23 protein-coding genes are annotated in these 16,820 nt (G+C 51.5%); all 23 read left to right on the top strand.

Annotation, left to right across the window (positions count from 1 at the left end; all coding sequences use genetic code 11):
* The first annotated feature begins 36 nt into the window (after positions 1-36).
* The 23 genes from ACZ2GZ_RS10685 to ACZ2GZ_RS10575 all read left to right on the top strand — a co-directional run bounded on the left by ACZ2GZ_RS10685 (position 37) and on the right by ACZ2GZ_RS10575 (position 16,820).
* Positions 37-501: a hypothetical protein gene (locus ACZ2GZ_RS10685; protein WP_470295238.1), complete on the top strand. Its 465-nt coding sequence runs from the start codon at positions 37-39 to the stop codon at positions 499-501.
* Positions 491-1,792: a PBSX family phage terminase large subunit gene (locus tag ACZ2GZ_RS10680; protein WP_470295237.1), complete on the top strand. Its 1,302-nt coding sequence runs from the start codon at positions 491-493 to the stop codon at positions 1,790-1,792. Before ACZ2GZ_RS10685 ends, ACZ2GZ_RS10680 begins: the two co-directional genes overlap by 11 nt.
* Before the next feature lie 18 nt (positions 1,793-1,810).
* Positions 1,811-3,235, top strand: coding sequence for a phage portal protein (locus ACZ2GZ_RS10675; protein ID WP_470295236.1), 1,425 nt, complete (start codon positions 1,811-1,813; stop codon positions 3,233-3,235).
* On the top strand, positions 3,235-4,155 hold the full coding sequence (locus ACZ2GZ_RS10670; RefSeq protein WP_470295235.1) for a phage minor head protein: 921 nt from the start codon (positions 3,235-3,237) through the stop codon (positions 4,153-4,155). Before ACZ2GZ_RS10675 ends, ACZ2GZ_RS10670 begins: the two co-directional genes overlap by 1 nt.
* A gap of 129 nt (positions 4,156-4,284) precedes the next feature.
* Complete coding sequence (locus ACZ2GZ_RS10665) at positions 4,285-4,968, top strand: capsid assembly scaffolding protein Gp46 family protein (RefSeq protein WP_470295234.1); 684 nt, start codon at positions 4,285-4,287, stop codon at positions 4,966-4,968.
* A 28-nt stretch (positions 4,969-4,996) separates the two neighbouring features.
* On the top strand, positions 4,997-5,947 hold the full coding sequence (locus ACZ2GZ_RS10660; protein WP_470295233.1) for a major capsid protein: 951 nt from the start codon (positions 4,997-4,999) through the stop codon (positions 5,945-5,947).
* A gap of 46 nt (positions 5,948-5,993) precedes the next feature.
* Positions 5,994-6,230, top strand: a complete 237-nt coding sequence (locus tag ACZ2GZ_RS10655) for a Rho termination factor N-terminal domain-containing protein (RefSeq protein ID WP_470295232.1) — start codon at positions 5,994-5,996, stop codon at positions 6,228-6,230.
* Positions 6,211-6,615, top strand: coding sequence for a head-tail connector protein (locus tag ACZ2GZ_RS10650; RefSeq protein WP_470295231.1), 405 nt, complete (start codon positions 6,211-6,213; stop codon positions 6,613-6,615). Before ACZ2GZ_RS10655 ends, ACZ2GZ_RS10650 begins: the two co-directional genes overlap by 20 nt.
* A gap of 18 nt (positions 6,616-6,633) precedes the next feature.
* Positions 6,634-6,816, top strand: coding sequence for a hypothetical protein (locus tag ACZ2GZ_RS10645; protein ID WP_470295230.1), 183 nt, complete (start codon positions 6,634-6,636; stop codon positions 6,814-6,816).
* Positions 6,813-7,322 (top strand): hypothetical protein, encoded by a 510-nt coding sequence (locus ACZ2GZ_RS10640; RefSeq protein ID WP_470295229.1) that lies wholly within the window; start codon positions 6,813-6,815, stop codon positions 7,320-7,322. The genes ACZ2GZ_RS10645 and ACZ2GZ_RS10640 overlap by 4 nt, the downstream gene beginning before the upstream one ends.
* 11 nt (positions 7,323-7,333) lie before the next feature.
* Entirely contained in the window at positions 7,334-7,699 is a 366-nt protein-coding gene (locus ACZ2GZ_RS10635) for a hypothetical protein (protein WP_470295228.1), read from the top strand.
* Positions 7,696-8,160 carry a phage neck terminator protein gene (locus ACZ2GZ_RS10630; protein ID WP_470295227.1) on the top strand — a complete coding sequence of 155 codons (465 nt, stop codon included), beginning with the start codon at positions 7,696-7,698 and terminating at the stop codon, positions 8,158-8,160. Before ACZ2GZ_RS10635 ends, ACZ2GZ_RS10630 begins: the two co-directional genes overlap by 4 nt.
* 12 nt (positions 8,161-8,172) lie before the next feature.
* On the top strand, positions 8,173-9,162 hold the full coding sequence (locus ACZ2GZ_RS10625; protein ID WP_470295226.1) for a DUF3383 family protein: 990 nt from the start codon (positions 8,173-8,175) through the stop codon (positions 9,160-9,162).
* A gap of 16 nt (positions 9,163-9,178) precedes the next feature.
* Positions 9,179-9,571: a phage structural protein gene (locus tag ACZ2GZ_RS10620; protein WP_470295225.1), complete on the top strand. Its 393-nt coding sequence runs from the start codon at positions 9,179-9,181 to the stop codon at positions 9,569-9,571.
* A 77-nt stretch (positions 9,572-9,648) separates the two neighbouring features.
* The gene (locus tag ACZ2GZ_RS10615; RefSeq protein ID WP_470295224.1) at positions 9,649-9,912 is read left to right on the top strand and encodes a hypothetical protein; all 264 of its coding nucleotides are present in this window, start codon (positions 9,649-9,651) and stop codon (positions 9,910-9,912) included.
* Positions 9,913-9,940: 28 nt separating this feature from the next.
* Positions 9,941-10,105 (top strand): hypothetical protein, encoded by a 165-nt coding sequence (locus ACZ2GZ_RS10610; RefSeq protein WP_470295223.1) that lies wholly within the window; start codon positions 9,941-9,943, stop codon positions 10,103-10,105.
* A 5-nt stretch (positions 10,106-10,110) separates the two neighbouring features.
* Positions 10,111-13,113, top strand: coding sequence for a phage tail protein (locus tag ACZ2GZ_RS10605; RefSeq protein WP_470295222.1), 3,003 nt, complete (start codon positions 10,111-10,113; stop codon positions 13,111-13,113).
* Positions 13,113-13,694 (top strand): LysM peptidoglycan-binding domain-containing protein, encoded by a 582-nt coding sequence (locus tag ACZ2GZ_RS10600; protein WP_470295221.1) that lies wholly within the window; start codon positions 13,113-13,115, stop codon positions 13,692-13,694. The genes ACZ2GZ_RS10605 and ACZ2GZ_RS10600 overlap by 1 nt, the downstream gene beginning before the upstream one ends.
* 11 nt (positions 13,695-13,705) lie before the next feature.
* The gene (locus tag ACZ2GZ_RS10595) at positions 13,706-14,077 is read left to right on the top strand and encodes a phage baseplate plug family protein (RefSeq protein WP_470295220.1); all 372 of its coding nucleotides are present in this window, start codon (positions 13,706-13,708) and stop codon (positions 14,075-14,077) included.
* On the top strand, positions 14,070-14,957 hold the full coding sequence (locus ACZ2GZ_RS10590) for a phage protein (protein WP_470295219.1): 888 nt from the start codon (positions 14,070-14,072) through the stop codon (positions 14,955-14,957). Before ACZ2GZ_RS10595 ends, ACZ2GZ_RS10590 begins: the two co-directional genes overlap by 8 nt.
* Complete coding sequence (locus ACZ2GZ_RS10585; protein ID WP_470295218.1) at positions 14,957-15,301, top strand: Gp138 family membrane-puncturing spike protein; 345 nt, start codon at positions 14,957-14,959, stop codon at positions 15,299-15,301. Before ACZ2GZ_RS10590 ends, ACZ2GZ_RS10585 begins: the two co-directional genes overlap by 1 nt.
* Positions 15,298-15,651, top strand: coding sequence for a contractile injection system sheath initiator (locus ACZ2GZ_RS10580; RefSeq protein ID WP_470295217.1), 354 nt, complete (start codon positions 15,298-15,300; stop codon positions 15,649-15,651). The genes ACZ2GZ_RS10585 and ACZ2GZ_RS10580 overlap by 4 nt, the downstream gene beginning before the upstream one ends.
* Entirely contained in the window at positions 15,648-16,820 is a 1,173-nt protein-coding gene (locus ACZ2GZ_RS10575) for a baseplate J/gp47 family protein (RefSeq protein ID WP_470295216.1), read from the top strand. The genes ACZ2GZ_RS10580 and ACZ2GZ_RS10575 overlap by 4 nt, the downstream gene beginning before the upstream one ends.

Raw genomic sequence — 16,820 nt, 5'->3', positions numbered from 1 at the left:
AATAAGGTAAATAAATTCGAGAGAGGAAGTGATGATATGGCGAGCGCCCGAGGACGGCCCAAACGTGAAATCGATTATGAAGCGGTTGAAAAGCTCGCTAGAATTGGATGTACAATCGATGAGATAGCAGGTTATTTGGAAATAGGAGCGACGACGTTGAAGCGTGACTCGGAATTTCGGACGCTCTATAAAAAAGGACTGGATAACGTAAAAATGTCCCTTCGTCGTGCTCAACTCCGAAAAGCGCTTGAACAGAACAATACGACCATGCAAATATGGCTCGGAAAACAGCTTCTTGATCAGAAGGAGAATCCTTCCGACACTGCAATCCGAGAAGGGGAGCTTAAAATTAAGAAGGAGACCCTCAAGATTACGAAGCGTCGTTTAGAGCTTGAGGAGATGCAGTTGCTTGGTACTGAAGAAGATAAAACAGAGGACGATGGTTTCATGGCTGCTATTGATAATGCGGTAGAAAGAGCATGGGATGCCGATGAGACGTAGACCTCGAATCAGGCAACCTGGTTTCAAATTCTCGCCGTTCTCCAAGAAGCAATTACAGGTCCTAACCTGGTGGCGTCATCCGGAACACGGCAAGAATGACACCATCATTTGTGACGGTTCTGTACGTGCTGGAAAGACGGTCGTTATGTCATTGTCGTTCACGATTTGGGCGATGGAGACGTTTAATGGAGAGAACCTTATTTTCTCCGGGAAGACGATTGGATCGCTGAACCGAAACGTCATCAAGCCTCTCATGAAGATTCTTAAAGGTCGTGGTTATACAGTCATTCCTCACCGGACCGAGAACATGATTGAAATCATAAAAGATGGAAAGGTCAATTATTTCTACTTGTTCGGTGGCAAGGACGAGAGCTCACAAGACCTCGTCCAAGGGATAACGGCAGCGGGTGCATTTTTCGACGAAGTCGCACTCATGCCCCGTTCGTTCGTCAACCAAGCCACGGCACGTTGTTCGGTAACTGGTTCAAAGTTATGGTTCAACTGTAACCCAGCCGGCCCGTATCACTGGTTTAAGCTTGAATGGCTTGATAACCTCGAACAGAAGAAGGCCATCCATATCCATTTCACCATGGAGGACAATCCTTCGCTTGCACAGGACGTCAAAGATCGTTACAAGCGAATGTACTCGGGCGTGTTCTTCCAACGTTACATCCTTGGTCTTTGGGTCATGTCAGAGGGCATCATTTTCGATAATTTTGACGAGAAAAAGGATGTCGTAAACTTTGACGATGAACGTTACAAAAACCTGAATATCAACCAGATGACACGCTTCATGGTAAGTGTGGATTATGGCACGCAGAATCCTACGGTATTTCTACTGTGGGGTTCTTTTAATGGCGTTTGGTATTGCTTGAAAGAGTTTTATCATTCGGGCCGAGAAGGCAAACAGCTTACAGACTCAGAGTATAGCGCTGAGATGAAATCATTTACTGAAGGATTCAAAATCGAGATGGTCATTGTCGACCCATCTGCAGCTTCATTCATTGCGCAATTACGGAAGGATGGTTTCTTCGTCCGGAAAGCGAAAAACGAGGTACTTGACGGCATTCGAAATTCGAAGACTGCAATGATTCAGGAGAAGGTCAAGTTCTTCCCTGGACTAACGAACTTATTCCGCGAATTCCATTCTTACGTCTGGGACCAGAAAGCATCCGAGCGGGGCGAAGACAAACCTATGAAAGAGTGGGATCACGCGATGGATGCCTTCCGTTACTTCGTCCATACGGTCGTCATGCGTGGCGGTTTAAGCGCTGGTCCGAGTATCTACTAATTTGAAAGGGGTGATAGTTTGGCTACTGTATCCGTTTTACCGGATTTCGGTTACGAGCTGCGGCAGTTTCGGAAAGAGTTGCAGCTGTTCGGCGAACCGCGATCCGAGACGTTATTGAGTGCCATAACCAAGCACGAACTGCGAGCGGAATTCATGAAGAAGAACTTTCGCCGCTATCTGGCACGTGAGACAGACAAGGATGTTCCAATCTTCACTCGCGAGTTGGAGCGGAACAAGAAAGCAGTCAATAACAAGATCAACGTCGATTTTGTCGGCCAGATTGTCGACATGAAGGTCGGATACTTTGCTGGCGACCCGATTGCTTACAGTTACGACAAGACCAAGACAGAGTTCGAGACGGCAGCCAAGCAACTTGAATGGTTTAATACCCGAAACGTCATCGACGACAAAGATGAGGAGGTCACCAAGTTTTGTTCCATATGCGGGTACGGGGCGCGGTTACTCTACCTCAAGGAAGGTGACGAGAAGGTGATGACCCTCAAGCCATGGGAGACCATCCTTATCGGCGAGGAGGGCATCATCGAACCGGAATTCGCCATCCGTTACTACGAATACGAGGTGAAGCCTGGTACATTCGAGATTCGTGTCGAATTTTACACGCCGACTCAGGTGTTTTACTACCTGGACACGGCAGCAGGATTCATAAAGGATGCGGATGAACCACTCAACCCGAAATATCATCTCTACGACTACTGTCCGGTCGTGGGCTACGAGAACAATTCGGAACTATTGAGCGATATCGAGAAGCATCTTGCACTCATCGATGCCTACGATCGCTCATTGTCCGACATGAACAGCTTCATCGAGGGTTGGCGTCTCGCCTACATGAAGGCGAGAGGATTTAACGTCACCGAAGAGGCGATTGAGGCGGCTAGAACGACTGGGGTCTTCTCCCTCGACGATCCAGAGTCGGATATCGATTTCTTCGCACAAGAAATCAACGACGAAGCGATTGAGAATCATCTCACGCGCTTAAAGAAAGAAATCTATGAGAAGAGCGGGACACCAAACATGAGCGATGAGAGTTTCTCCGGTAATGCTACTGGAGTGGCGCTCGACCATAAACTCACGGCGTTCGAGAATAAGCGTTCAACGTTCGAGAAGAAGTTCAAGTCCTCAACTGTCCGCATGTTCCAAGTGCTTGCTTCTTCATGGAGTAAGAAACGCATCCCCTTCGATGCTTACTCCATCCGGATGCAGTTCAAGCGTAACCTTCCGGAAGACCTTGAATATGAGGCGAAAGTCCAGAAGTTGCTAATTGGTACGATGAGCAACGCGACGCGCTTATCGTTGTTCAGCAAGGTTCTAGACCCGGACAAGGAATTGGAGCTCATGGACGAAGAGAACACCGTCAATGGTGCGCTCATGCTCGGTCAACAGCCGTCCGGACAGGATATTCTCCCGGAAGAAGTTGATGCGTGATGAATTGGATCAAGTTCTTCGACGTCATCTATCGCTTGCTCACAAAACGCGAACAAATTGTACTACGTGACATTCGGAGAGAGTACGAAAAGGTTGTAACGGATATTATCGGACAAATCGGGGTTATCTATTCGAAGCTTGGAAAGGGTGGCACGATTTCCTATGCAGACATCGTCAGCTATCGCGAGATCAAACGATGGCAACAGCTGGCCACCGCTCAGGCGAACCGGCTTGGTAAGCACAATAGGACCGTTATCACGAAACTGCTCGAGGAGAGCTATGACCTCTCCTACTCCTGGATGTCATTCGGTATCGAGAACGCCATCGATAAAAAGTTAATCGACTCGACGCCAAACCTTCCCGAGCTTTTAGCCATCTCTGGAGAGAATCCCGTTTATGGTATCCGTCTGGATGCCTCACTAGAAGCATCCCGGACAAAAATCGTCAGAGATATCAATCGTTCCATCCAAGTGGCTTTGGCCACCGGGGCGACGTTCGACGAGATGACTGACAGTATCAAACAGGTGTTCACGATGGACTATAACCGTGCAGTGACCATTGCCGAGACAGAATCTCACCGTGTGCGGGAGAAAGCATCCAACGACAGCGCTCAGAACGCCGACAACCAGGGCATCGAAATCGAGAAGTTATGGGTTAACATGGGCGACGAGCGTGTGAGGAAGACACGCAAGGCAGACCATCGTACACTTCACGGCCAACGCCGGAAATTGAACGAACCGTTCGATCTAAAGGGCGGTGTGAGAACGCAGATGCCAGGGCATAGCGGGACGCCTTACAATGACATCCGCTGCCGATGCATCGCGAGATATGAGGTCGTCGGCGTCAAGAAGGTTGGAGTGGCAGATGGTCAAGCCATGTTGATGAAACAGTTCGACCGATGGAAGAAAGAAGATCGCTAAAAATACACTTGCGGGATCATGACAAACCAACGACGAGTTACAACGGTCAGTAGGCAACTGGAAGCGGGGGTCGAACAGCGGGGCAAAAGTCGGGGCGGCGACATGATAACGCGAAAAGGAGACTTTCTCATGTTGAAACGAAAGAAAAAATATGCACTCGAACTACCGATTCAATTCTTTTCTGAACCTCCGGGCGACCCAAATCAACCTGGAGACCCGTTGCCTCAACCGAATACACCTGAAGGCGGCGTCCCAACATTCACGAAGGAAGAGTTCGAGAAAGAAATCGATCGACGTGTGAACAAGTTTGTGGAAGAGAACTCAACGCTCAAAAAACAGCTCGATGCGTTCAACAAGCAATTGGAAGAGCTCAAAAAGAACGCGATGACCGACAAAGAGCGGTCTGACTATGAAAAGCAGCAACAAGAGCTGGAGCGTCAACGTCTGGAAGGAGAACTCCAGGACCGTGAGACGAAATTGAAAGACCGCGAGAATCGCTTGATTGTGCGCGACAAGCTGGATGAAGCCAAACTTCCACAAAAATTCGCCGATTTCGTGCTTGCTGATTCGGAAGATTCCATAGTCGAGCGGGTCAAGACCCTCAAGACGTTTATGGAAGAAGCAGTCCAAGCTGAGGTTCAAGCAACATTCAAAAATCACAGCGGTACACCAGGTGGAGGCGGCGGAGCAGGCAGCTCGGTAAACAACCCTTGGTCGAAAGAGCATTTCAATCTTACCGAACAAGGCAAGATGTTCCGTGAAGACCCGGAACGTGCTCGTCAGATGGCAGCACAGCACGGGCTTACGATTTAATAAACTATCTTTCTAGGAGGCTACACCTATGTCAACAAAAATCGCGGACGTCATCGTCCCAGAGGTATTCAACCCTTACGTGCTTAACCGCACCACTGAAAAATCAGCTCTCGTCCGTTCTGGAATCATTGCTACGAATCCAGAGCTCGACAAGAACACCCAAGCTGGCGGAAATATGATTCATATGCCGTACTGGGATGACCTTGGCGGTGAATCGGAAGTCCTTTCTGATACTGATCCACTCTCTGTCGCTAAAATTACAACGGGACAAGACATTGCTCGCCTCCATATGCGCGGTAAGGCTTGGGGAGCAAACGATCTCGCTGGAGCTCTTGCCGGATCTGATCCAATGAACGCCATCGGAGAACTTGTTTCTGATTTCTGGGTGCGCGATGAGCAACGTATCCTTGTTGCAACGCTAGCAGGAATGTTCGCATCTTCTTCGATGTCGGCGAACGTCTATAACCCATCAGCGGCAACTGACGGGACGGAAATGTTCTCGTCGAAAGGATTCCTCACTGCACAATTTAAACTTGGTGATGCATACGATGCACTCGTGGCAATCGGAGTCCACTCGATGACATACGCAGCTATGCTTGAGAAAGACATGATTGACTTCATCCCAGACTCGCAAGGACGTCCAATCGCAAAATACCGCGGTCTCGACATCATCGTCGATGACAACATGCCGGTATCGGGTGGCGTGTACACGTCATACCTCTTCGGCCGCGGTGCCCTCGGGTTTGCGAATGGTTCTCCGAAGGTTCCGACTGAAACGGACCGTGACTCGCTTCAAGGGGAAGATTACCTCATCAACCGTCGTCACATGGTCCTTCATCCACGTGGCGTGAAATGGACCGAGGCGTCTGTCGCAGGCGTGTCACCGACGAACGCAGAGATTGCGACAGCGGCTAACTGGACCCGTGTCTATGATCCGAAGAAAGTCCGTATCGTACAGTACAAACACAAACTTGGATAAGAGGGCGCATGTCGCTCTCTTATTTCTTTTTATGGAGGTGATACAGATGGGAATGGCAGCATTCAACCGGATGCGACGACTAAAGGCAGAAACAGAAGAAAAAGTTAATGCGGAAACGGAGCTTGAAAAGAAGTCGCTAAAGGAATTGAAGGTGGAAGAACTTAGGGAAATGGCCAAGGAAGCAAGTGTCGAAGGATACAACTCCATGAAAAAAGACGAACTAATCACAGCGCTCGAGGGCAAGCAGGGAGAAGGTGACGACGATGGCGACACTGACGAATGAGGAATTGCTCGCTTTGCTCCCGGAATTCAAACGACGTTTGGACATCCCGACGGATGAAACGACCCAGGAGGAGAAGCTGAAAGAAGATATCGTGGATGCCTATGAGTTCTGCGCGGAATGGTGCAATGATTCGTTTCGTGACGAACTCGGTGTCCTCATCCTGCCCGGTCCAATCAAGAAGGGCATGGCGCTCATGATTCAAATCGATGAGTCGTCGGTCGGGCGCGAGGGTGTTGCATCCGAATCAGTTGGAGGAATGAGCCAGACATTCATCGTCTCCTCAGACGAGCGGGTCAAATACGCTAACGTCTTCGGTCTATGGCGGAAATATAAAAAGCTAAAGTTTGTCACCGTCACTAACCCATACACGGGATACCAACGATGATGAGAGGGGTGACATGAAATGGTCAAAATTGAAAAAAACAGAAACGTCCTCGAGGTTGATGAACGTGACTTCGTAATTTTTTACGAGCCCGTCGGCTACCAGATCGTTTCCGAGCAGAAAAAAGAGAAAGCACCTGAATCGACGGAAGCAAAGCCCGTGAAGAGAAATCGAAGTTTGAAATTAAAGGGTGATGTCACGTGAAGGCTAAAATCCGAATTCGTGACAAAAATCGTATACCACAAGCGATTTCATCCGCCGATTCCTTCAATGGACGTCGGGTACAAGTCGGGTATTTTGGGACGGGTCATACGCAAATGTTGGCAGCGGTCCATGAGTTCGGGGCCGATATCCCGGTCACTGACAAAATGCGTGGTTATTTTCGCTACAAGTTCGGGATTAGCTTGAAAAAGACTACGACACACATCAAAATCCCGGAACGATCGTTCATTCGGGCCGGATGGGATGAACATGGACCCGCAATCGTCGAGAAATATCAGAAACTCATCGGTGAGGCTATTCTCAACGGAGTTCCTGCTGATGCTCTCCTGTATGCACTGGCTCTCGAGGCGAAGGGGAAGCTTCAAGATTTCGCCCGAGACTTGAGAGACCCGGCGAACGTGGAATTAACGGTACGTGAGAAGAGTTCTAGCAACCCACTCGTCGACACCGGCAACATGATTGGCTCGATGGACCACAAAATCGAGTAAGGAGGGACACAATGCCAGAACTTTATCGGTTCAAGCGATTGATAGACAAATATAGTGTGTTATTCCAACTCGAGATAGATTCAGCAGGAGCTTTCGACCATGTGGGAGAGTGGGAAGTAGGGGTGCCTATTACGACGACACATGCGGGAGTTCTAGTACCGCTCACGCAACGTCAAATCTATCAATCAGGTGGACGATTGACCGATGCGGACCGAACACTCATCATCTCCAAGTCGGTCGTCATCCCGTCGAAGGCAAAAATCCAATACAAAAGTCAGACGTTCCATGTTGAGGCGACGATTCCGTTCGAGGATTACGGGGATTTCAACTCGTACACACTGAAACACGTCAGCGCCTTCAACGAGGTGACGCCATGATCGACTATGAGGCTATCAAAAGCACCATCATCTCACATATCAAGACGAACACGGGCCATGAGGTCGTTCTCCAAGCGGGGAATGCGCCGCAACCCGCATATCCATTCTGTTCCTACACCATCACATCGCCCTATTTGCCCGTCTCTCACGCCGAGGTCGGTCAAGACATCATAGAGGACGTAGAATTAGTTTTTTCAATAACATGGCACTCACAGAGCGCTACTGAGGCACAGGCACTCGCTCACGAGACGGCGATGCTGTTCAAGATACGGAACGCAAGACAGACGCTAGGAGACTCGGGAATCACGGTCGTACGGCTCGAAGGGTTCCAAAACCGAGACACATTCCTGACGATTGATAGCGAGCGTCGTGTCGGGCTCGATGTACGGTTCCGGATTCGTCATATCGAGACGCAACAAGAATTCGAAGTCATTGAAACGGTCACCATACCGGAAAATTAAGGAGGGTATCACATGCCATTAAAAGACGTAACCGTCGACATCAGTGTGTCGTCTCCCGCTCCCCGTATTGGACTAGGACGTGTCCTCATCCTCACGGAAAAGGTCGGCGCACCAACTTACAAGGAATATGTATCACTCGAAGCATTGGCGCTCGATTACGCGGACGGCACACCGGCCCATGCGAAAGCGGAAACCGTGTTCACACAGAACAATCGGCCGGATGTCGTATCAGTCGCCACTTACGAGACTGGAGCACCAGAGGCATCACTCAATGCGTTTTACAACCGAGCTTGGCACTTCGTCTTGCTCGCGAACGATGTTGCTGCAGACCAACTCGAAGTTGCGAACCTCGTCGAAGCAAAAGACTTCAAGTTCTTCGCCGCTCTCGTGGACGACAACATTGGACGAGAGGCGCTCAAAGATAAGAAGCGCACAATTGTGTTTGACCACAACATCGCAGGCGAGCATCTCGATGCGGCCGCTGTCGGTTCGCTCGGCTCACTCCCGGTCGGTTCGATCACATGGAAGTTCAAAGGGAATTTCGTAGGGATTACACCGCGATATCTCACAGAGACGGAGCTTGCAGAGGTCGAGACGGACAACGCTCTCGCCTATGTCTACAAGGCAGGCAAGGGACAGCTCACGGACGGAATCGACGCGACCGGGGAGTTCATCGATGCGCTTCACGGAAAGGACTTCGTCAAGGTGGACATGGAGAACGAGATTCAATACGCGCTCCAAAACGCCGACAAGGTCCCATATGACGCCCGTGGTATCGGCTTGATTGACGGAGCGGCCACGACGACGCTTCAACGTGCATTCAATCAAGGGATTGTGGCGCAGACGGGCGACAAGTTGCCAGATTACATGATCTCGACGTTGTCTCGTGATCAGGTAGACCCTGGTGACCGTGCCGCTCGCGTATATGCAGGACTATCTTTCGAATTCGGACTCGCCGGAGCCATCCATGAGGCCCGGGTCAAAGGCCAAATTCGTATCTAATTGAGGAGGGAAACAAATGTCACAAGTACGTTCAGTTGATGCACGTGATACATCCGTCAACCTAGGCAGCCGTTTTTTGACGGGATTCGCTGAGGGCTCGTTCGTCGAGTGGGAGAAAGACGAGGACAACTTCAATGCCAAGGTCGATGCGTTCGGTGACGTGGCTGTCGCCATCACCAACAACACGCTCGGGACAATCACAATCACGTTGTCGCAGACGTCGCCGTCATTGCCCTATATCAAACAGTTGGCCAACTCACGGGCGATGTTCCCGATTTGGGTCACTACGCCAGACGAGAAGGTCGGCGGAACACAGGCGATGGTCGTCAAATCACCGTCCGGAACGCTCTCGAACGAGGTGGAAGACCGAGAAGTCGAGATTCGCGTCTTTGATTTCACGGATAATTAAGAATTTGCGGGGCTCACGGGTCCCGCTTTTTTAAGGAGACTAAAAACAATATGGCTACGAAAAGGGAGATACTCGCAATGGCTAAAAATGCAAACAACCAAAAGACAGTGACAATCGATGAAAAAGAATACATGTTGCAACATCCAGGCGTTCGTGCCGGTGTGCAACTGCGCGATCGCGCCAAGGACATCAACGGGAACCTCGTCGAGGAAAAATTCTATGACGAATTGATGAAGCACGTCATCGTCTCGCCACGTGTCTCATGGGACACTGCAGACGAGATGGGCAACGCAGCTTTCAACGAGCTTATGAAAGAGGCTTCAACCTTTCTTATGGGCTAAACCGTTATCCAAGACGGTTTATAAGAATATGGCCCGCCAAGAGTGGGCATTGTGGCGCCTCGTCATGAGCGGCAAAATCAGCTGGACGGAAGTCTCCCAGATGGACTTGCATACGCTCATGGAGGCGAATGCCGCTCTCGACATCCACATCGAGCTCGAGAAGAAGGCGAACAAACCGAAGAAAAAGGGGTGAAATAAATGGCTCTACGGGATACCGACATTGCACTCGACATCATGGCCGACGCCAATCCGCTCCGTGGCATCAACAATCAAATCAATGACGTGACACGCAATGCGATGGCTATGGCTAACACAATCAATGGTGTGAGTGGTCAGGTCGTCCGGAACTATCGTCGCATGTCCGATTCGACGAACTGGATGATGATGTCGACGCGCGGGATGTCGCAAGAAGCGCTTGAAATGCGCCGAGAGATGACGGATGCATACACGGCCCAAAGGAAGGCGATGCAGCCATTCCGAAACGAACTCATTAAGACGCAATATGATTTCTTCAAACTGTCGAAGTCGGCGAAAGATTACAAAGGCACGGCCGGTGATTTCATAATCGAAGTCGAGAAGATGGGCAAAGCCCACAAGAAGGTCATGGACAATATGATGGCCAACAACGAGATGGCCAAGATGTCGTTCATCCAATCCGTCGGGACTATGCTCGCCCGTTCGAACTCGTCTGAGAAGATTGCGGCAAACTTTGACCGGATGAAAAACCCAATGTATTCGGTGAACAAACCGCTACTTGCAATCACAAACGGTCTCGAGAACATCGCCAAGGCGGGGCAGCCTGCTGTCTTGGCGCTTAAGATGCTCGGACCTACGGCCAACATGAAGGAACTCCAAGACATGACCATGCTCATCACGCAAGGGGTCATGCGGTTCCAAATGGTAGCTCTCGGTGCCGCGGTCGTATCTGGCATCATGCTCGCGGCGCTCACGAAAGCCGCCATGGGTCCGAACCCGGCTGAAGTGAGGGCGAGACAGGCAGAAGTCACAGCCGTCTACGAGCAAGCGTTCGCCGAACGGGTCAACGAGATCCGGAACTTCACTGGACTCTTTGAAAAGGCATCGCTCGAGCCCATCAAAAAGTGGGACATCATGTCCGCACTTCAAAGCCAGGTCACGTCCATTAAGACGTGGATGACCAGCTTGAAGGAACTGACGGCCAAAGGCGTCGACGAGGGTCTCATCAAGGAGCTTCAAAAGGCAGGGCCGGCGGCGGCGATGGAAGTGGCTGCACTCAACCGGATGACTCAACCCGAACTAGACAAATACGTCGGGTTATGGCGCGAGAAATCAAAGCTCGCCACACAGCAGGCGACCACAGAGCTCGCGAAACTGAAGTCCGAGACACAGAAGAAGGTCAAGGAGCTACAGGACTCGCTCATGCCGTTAGGCGTCGAGGTCGAGAAGTTCAAGAACGTCTGGGCGGTGGCACTCAAGCCGTTCATTGAGATGTTCAGCCTCATCGCCTCGAAGGTCGTCCATGTCGGTACCGTCATGGGTGCATTCTTCGCAAGGATAGCCGAGTCGAATCCGATCTTGAGCAAGATGGTCTTCGGCTTCCTTTCTCTACTCCCAATCTTGACGCTCCTGCTCTCACCGCTTGCGGTCGGGATCGGATTGTTCAACGGGATGAAGGCTGCGTTCGCCTCGGTCTGGTTATTAATCAAACCGCTCGTGGCAGGACTTGCCGCGATGGGTGGTACCGTGCTCGTCGTAGCGGCAATCATCGTGGCATTAGCCGCGGCGTTCTATTTGCTATGGACTCGAAATGAGACGTTCCGGAATGGCGTTATCAACGCCTGGAACCAAATAAAAGCGAAGGCGGTCGAAGTGTTCGCCTTCATCAAACCGTACATCATGCAGGCAATCGGTGCGGTCGGTGTCTTTATCCAGCAAAAGCTTCAGCAAATCCAACAATTCTGGAATCAGCACGGCGCCATGATTATGCAGGCGCTTCAAAATTTGTGGGGCTTCATCAAGATTGTCATGGCCGGAATAGGTGCGGCGCTTGTCTTTATCTGGCCTCTCGTGCAGTCCATCATCGTCGGAACGTGGAATGCCATAAAAAATGTGATCAATGGTGCGATTCAAATCATCATGGGCATCATTCGCGCATTTTCCGCACTCTTTACGGGAAACTGGTCCGAATTATGGGCCGCCATCAAGCAGATTCTAATGGGTGCGCTCCAGATGGCGTGGGGTCTGATTAACCTGTACTTCATCGGTCGATTGCTCGGTCCACTCCGTACATTTGGCACGATGGCCGGGGGAATCCTTCGCTCGGCATGGGCATTCATCAAGGGTATTTTCATGGCCGGCGTGAACGGTATCAAGTCGCTCGTGATGGCTTACTTCAATCTCTATCGGAATATCATTTTCGGTTCGATGCGTGCGATTCAAACGGTCGTCACGACGATTTGGCGCGCCTTGCGTGGCTCCGTGTCGGCGGCAGTTGGCTCGATCCGTGCGTCGATTTCTTCATCCTTCTCTACGGCACGAAGCATCGTGGTCAATATGATGCAGGCGATCGGTTCAATCATCCATTCGGTTTGGAATGCGGCGAAATTATTGGTAAATGGAGCCGTTCGTGCAATTTACGAAACAGTCCGTGGGAAATTCGAAGCTTTAAAGACTGTAGTTTCGACAGCGATGAAAAATGTGACTACCGCCATCAAAACCGGATGGAACGCAGCCAAGTCATTCTTGCAGTCTATCAACCTCTCGTCTATCGGGAAGAACATCATCCAAGGTCTCGTCTCGGGTATCACGAGCGCGATGGGAGCGGTCAAGAAAGCGGTCAGTGGTCTTGCTGACATGATTCCTGACTTCCTCAAGAAGAAGATGGGTATCCACTCACCGGCCCGTGTCATGATTCCGCTCGGTGGCTTCGCCACGGAAGGGGTCGCGGTCGGGATGCAGGACCGAATGAAACTCGTCGAGAGCGCATCCCGTGAGATAGCGATGACGGTTCAACAGCCGGTCGCCGGCATCACGCCGGAGACGAGCTCGTCATCGAGCACCACAAACAACAGTTCGAACCAGACTATCAACTTCAATCCGACCATTCAAGTCAATGGCGGCGATTCCGGAAGCGATGGCAATGTTCGACAGCAGGTACGTGACGCGATGGATGAGGCGTTCGCCCACTTGCTAGATTTATATGATCCGGAGGTGTCTTACTGATGGCAAGGCTTGGAGACATAAACATCCACGTAGAAAAAGAATCATACCGTGACCAAGTGGAAGCCACAGAATACGCTGTCGAGCGTGGTGAGCCCTTCACGGACCATATCGAGGCCAAGCCGGAAGAACTGTCCCTGTCAGCCGTCATCGTGGGCAACGATTCCTCGGCAAAGGTCGAGAAGTTACGAGAATATATGCGGAACGGGACGCTCCTTCGTTATGTGGGGCGTTCCACAGCTTCCGAGGTTGTGATCTTGGACATCAATCGGGATTACTCGGCAGACATCGGGAACGGTGTCGCCCTATCCATCTCCATCCGGAAGATTCGGATTGCGAAAAGCCCATGGGTCAAAGCGCCACCAAAGCAAAAGCCGGCACAGAAACTGCCGTCCCGGAGCGGGAAAAAGAAACCGGTATCGACGAAGCCGAGACCATCAACGGCCCGTTATCATGTCTCAAAGAAAGGCGACACGTATTGGGGTCTTTCGGGCAAGTATGGGACATCCATCCCACAGCTTCGTGCCTGGAATCGCTATCCCGACAGACAGATACCCATCGGCGTCAAATTGAGAGTGAAATGAGGTGAGCGGTAATGATTGTGAATGCGAATGAAGTCTATGACGTTATCAACTTTGACAAGGCGGAACTGCCCGAACGTTTCGAAATCGATTTTTATCAACAGACGGTTGTGCTGCAGTTCGACTACAACGCGATAGGAGACTTTTTCACCGTCCACCTTTACAAGATCGGTGACGATGGTGAGGATGTTCCGGTCGTTTTAGGAGAGAAGCTCGTGCTCGGTCGCCCGCTCTGGGAGAACATTCCTCGTTTCGACATCCCGGCACCGACGTTGATTCCGCTCGACATCGGGATGAAAGCGGAGTGTGTGACCTACGAGAACATGAACGACTCGGTCTTCTTATACATCCTTGATGGTGCAGAGGAGGATTCGGCCGATGAGTAACCGACAATTGTTCGGCCGGGTCAAGAAAGTGACATTCGATGCGGGCAACTACACGGCCACGTATTCCAGCGAGGGAGATGAGGGCCTTGAGATCCGTTTCGAGGTGCCGTTCGATGATGACTCCAAGCCGAACGAGAGTAAGGTCGAGATTTACAACCTCTCCGCTGACAGCGTGTCCAGAATCAAACGTGGCATCCGTTGCACCGTGCAAGCCGGATATAGGGGGGATGTCGGGGTCATCGCTTCCGGCGTCGTCTCCCGGGCGTTGACGAGGTCTGAGGGGGTCAACAAGATCACGACGGTCTATGTTCTCGAGGGCGAGGATTACTCACGGATTAAAGTAACAACGAAGACCGCAGACCCGGCGGAGAAATACACGTCGGGTGCCAAGAAGGGGCAGAGCAAGGAACAGAAGCTGCAGATCAGCTTCAAGGCAGACACGAAGGCGGACGTCATCATCCGGAAGCTTATCTCAGTACTTGGCATCAAACTGGCATCCACACCGAAGCTCGTCCGGAACAAGGTGTACAAAAAGGGATACGTCGTCACTGGCTTGATTCTAAACAATTTGGAAGAAATCGTCCGAGACTGTGGGGCCATCCTTTACTATCGACGGGGTAGGCTTGTCATTCGACCATTGAAAGAGGGGTTCGACGAGCGGTTCACGTTGGAAGAGGCGACGGGCCTGCTGGGTTCTCCCGAACCGTTCGAGAACGATAATGCACAAGGCTACACGGCCAAATCCCTGCTGCAACATCGTATCACGGTCGCGAGCATCATCGAACTGAAGTCGAAGACGGCGAACGGTCGTTACCGCGCCCGAAAAGGGAAGCACGTGGCCACAGGTTCCGATTTTTACACAGAAGTGGAGTGTGTCTGATGGCGAATGATACAAGATTCATCGACGCTCTCTCACAGCGCATCCGATTGTCCGTCCATACGTTCGCGCCCGCCCGTGTCGTCCGGTATCATGCCGGCTCAAGAGAGGCGGACATCGAATTGCTATTCCTCACTGTCGACAAGAGCGGGGTATCGGAAAAATATCCGCTAATCGAGCGGGCACCGGTGCTCAAGCACGTGGGCGCATTGAGTGCGAACCAAGTCGTTTTCGTCGCATTCTCGGAACGGGCGCTCGACAATCTACAGGCGCAGCCGTTCGACCCGGACTCGCATCGGATGCATGACGTGAGGGATGCCGTCGTATTGGGGGTGTTGGAACTATGAGGACGTTGAAAATACAGAACGGCGATTTGGTCATAACTGCAGGTGATTTCATGATGATTGAAGGAGACGAGGAACTTGCCCAATCGGTACGTATGACGATGGAGACCGCCCAAGGTGAGTGGTTCTTGAATGCCGACTTCGGTATGAGACGCGAACCGTTCGAGAACAAGCCGTACAACGAGGAAGAGATACGGGCATCCATCATCGAGGCGGCGACGGATGACACACGGATTTCTTCTGTTGAGAATCTGACCACGGCGTTCGATCGGGTCGCCCGCTCTTTGGGCGTCATGTTGGAACTTCAAAAAGTGGATGGGGAGACAATCACGATTGAGGGGGTGGAGATTTGATAGGTCTAGATCGAAATGGATTCAAACGAAAGAACTATGCAGAACTTTACGCAGAGATGGAAGTCAAGGCACGGGAGGCGTTCGGTGATGACATCAACATGTCCGAACGTTCGCCGCTCGGTATCTTGATTCGGCTCTTCGCTTGGGGATTGGCTAAAGCGTGGGAGCTCGCCGAGAAGGTCTACAACTCGGGATTCATCACAAAGGCGGAGGGTGTACAGCTCGACAATCTGACGCCATTCTTCAACACGAAACGGAACACGGAGCAGGCTTCGACGGTATCCCTTTCTTTCACGGGTACGTCAGGCTATACCATACCGGCAGGGCAGCAGTACACGACCCAGAACGACATCTATTTCGTGCTCACCGAGAACGTCATCTTGTCTGCAGGTGGGACCGGTACCGGTCAGGCCGTATGCATGGATGTCGGTGTCGTCGGAAACGTGCCGGCCGGTACAATCACCATCCAAGCGGAGCCCGACACCGACATTCTGACCGTCAACAACCCAGAGGCATCAGAGGGTGGTCGAGACTACGAGACGGATGTCGAGCTCTTGAACCGCCTGCTCGATTCATCTGCAGGCAGTGGGTCGGGAACAGCGAACGCTATCCGAGCGGCCGTCCTCGCGGTTCCTGGGGTCCGAGCGGCGACCGTCATCGAGAACTATGAGAACGTGGTGGTAAACGGCAATGATCCGAAATCGATTCACGCCTATGTGCTCGGTGGTGACCCGGACGACATCGCAGAAGCCATCTTCTCAAAGAAAGCGGCCGGTATCAAACCGATGGGCGCCCAGACCGTGACGGTGATTGACGACTCGGGAGAACCGCAGGTCATCCGGTTCGACTTTGCCGTCGAGGTACAGATTTTAGTCGAAATCGATATCACGACGAACGTCGCCTTTCCGGTTGACGGCATCACACGGGTGAAAGACGAGATCGTCAAGCTCATCGGCGGAACAGCGAGCGACGGAACCATTTATGTCGGCTCCCAGATGGGAGAGGACGTCTTCATCTCTCAACTGACCCGGGCCGTTTTCGTTATACCGGGAATCGTCGACGCTTCTATCCGTATCGGAAAGACAGCCGGAACACTCGGGACATCGAACATCGTGATTCAATCGAACGAGGTCGCTCAGACGTCACCTAGCAAAGTGACGGTGGTTTGA

The organism is Exiguobacterium sp. KKT215, from assembly GCF_055635335.1.
This window is presented reverse-complemented; position numbering and strand designations above follow the sequence as displayed.

Excerpts from the sequence above, each read along its gene's own strand:
- ACZ2GZ_RS10685 (WP_470295238.1), top strand. The coding sequence starts at position 37 with ATGGCGAGCGCCCGAGGACGGCCCAAACGTGAAATCGATTATGAAGCG.
- ACZ2GZ_RS10680 (WP_470295237.1), top strand. The coding sequence starts at position 491 with ATGAGACGTAGACCTCGAATCAGGCAACCTGGTTTCAAATTCTCGCCG.
- ACZ2GZ_RS10670 (WP_470295235.1), top strand. The coding sequence starts at position 3,235 with ATGAATTGGATCAAGTTCTTCGACGTCATCTATCGCTTGCTCACAAAA.
- ACZ2GZ_RS10665 (WP_470295234.1), top strand. The coding sequence starts at position 4,285 with ATGTTGAAACGAAAGAAAAAATATGCACTCGAACTACCGATTCAATTC.
- ACZ2GZ_RS10660 (WP_470295233.1), top strand. The coding sequence starts at position 4,997 with ATGTCAACAAAAATCGCGGACGTCATCGTCCCAGAGGTATTCAACCCT.
- ACZ2GZ_RS10655 (WP_470295232.1), top strand. The coding sequence starts at position 5,994 with ATGGGAATGGCAGCATTCAACCGGATGCGACGACTAAAGGCAGAAACA.
- ACZ2GZ_RS10650 (WP_470295231.1), top strand. The coding sequence starts at position 6,211 with ATGGCGACACTGACGAATGAGGAATTGCTCGCTTTGCTCCCGGAATTC.
- ACZ2GZ_RS10645 (WP_470295230.1), top strand. The coding sequence starts at position 6,634 with ATGGTCAAAATTGAAAAAAACAGAAACGTCCTCGAGGTTGATGAACGT.
- ACZ2GZ_RS10635 (WP_470295228.1), top strand. The coding sequence starts at position 7,334 with ATGCCAGAACTTTATCGGTTCAAGCGATTGATAGACAAATATAGTGTG.
- ACZ2GZ_RS10630 (WP_470295227.1), top strand. The coding sequence starts at position 7,696 with ATGATCGACTATGAGGCTATCAAAAGCACCATCATCTCACATATCAAG.
- ACZ2GZ_RS10625 (WP_470295226.1), top strand. The coding sequence starts at position 8,173 with ATGCCATTAAAAGACGTAACCGTCGACATCAGTGTGTCGTCTCCCGCT.
- ACZ2GZ_RS10620 (WP_470295225.1), top strand. The coding sequence starts at position 9,179 with ATGTCACAAGTACGTTCAGTTGATGCACGTGATACATCCGTCAACCTA.
- ACZ2GZ_RS10615 (WP_470295224.1), top strand. The coding sequence starts at position 9,649 with ATGGCTAAAAATGCAAACAACCAAAAGACAGTGACAATCGATGAAAAA.
- ACZ2GZ_RS10610 (WP_470295223.1), top strand. The coding sequence starts at position 9,941 with ATGGCCCGCCAAGAGTGGGCATTGTGGCGCCTCGTCATGAGCGGCAAA.
- ACZ2GZ_RS10605 (WP_470295222.1), top strand. The coding sequence starts at position 10,111 with ATGGCTCTACGGGATACCGACATTGCACTCGACATCATGGCCGACGCC.
- ACZ2GZ_RS10600 (WP_470295221.1), top strand. The coding sequence starts at position 13,113 with ATGGCAAGGCTTGGAGACATAAACATCCACGTAGAAAAAGAATCATAC.
- ACZ2GZ_RS10595 (WP_470295220.1), top strand. The coding sequence starts at position 13,706 with ATGATTGTGAATGCGAATGAAGTCTATGACGTTATCAACTTTGACAAG.
- ACZ2GZ_RS10590 (WP_470295219.1), top strand. The coding sequence starts at position 14,070 with ATGAGTAACCGACAATTGTTCGGCCGGGTCAAGAAAGTGACATTCGAT.
- ACZ2GZ_RS10585 (WP_470295218.1), top strand. The coding sequence starts at position 14,957 with ATGGCGAATGATACAAGATTCATCGACGCTCTCTCACAGCGCATCCGA.
- ACZ2GZ_RS10580 (WP_470295217.1), top strand. The coding sequence starts at position 15,298 with ATGAGGACGTTGAAAATACAGAACGGCGATTTGGTCATAACTGCAGGT.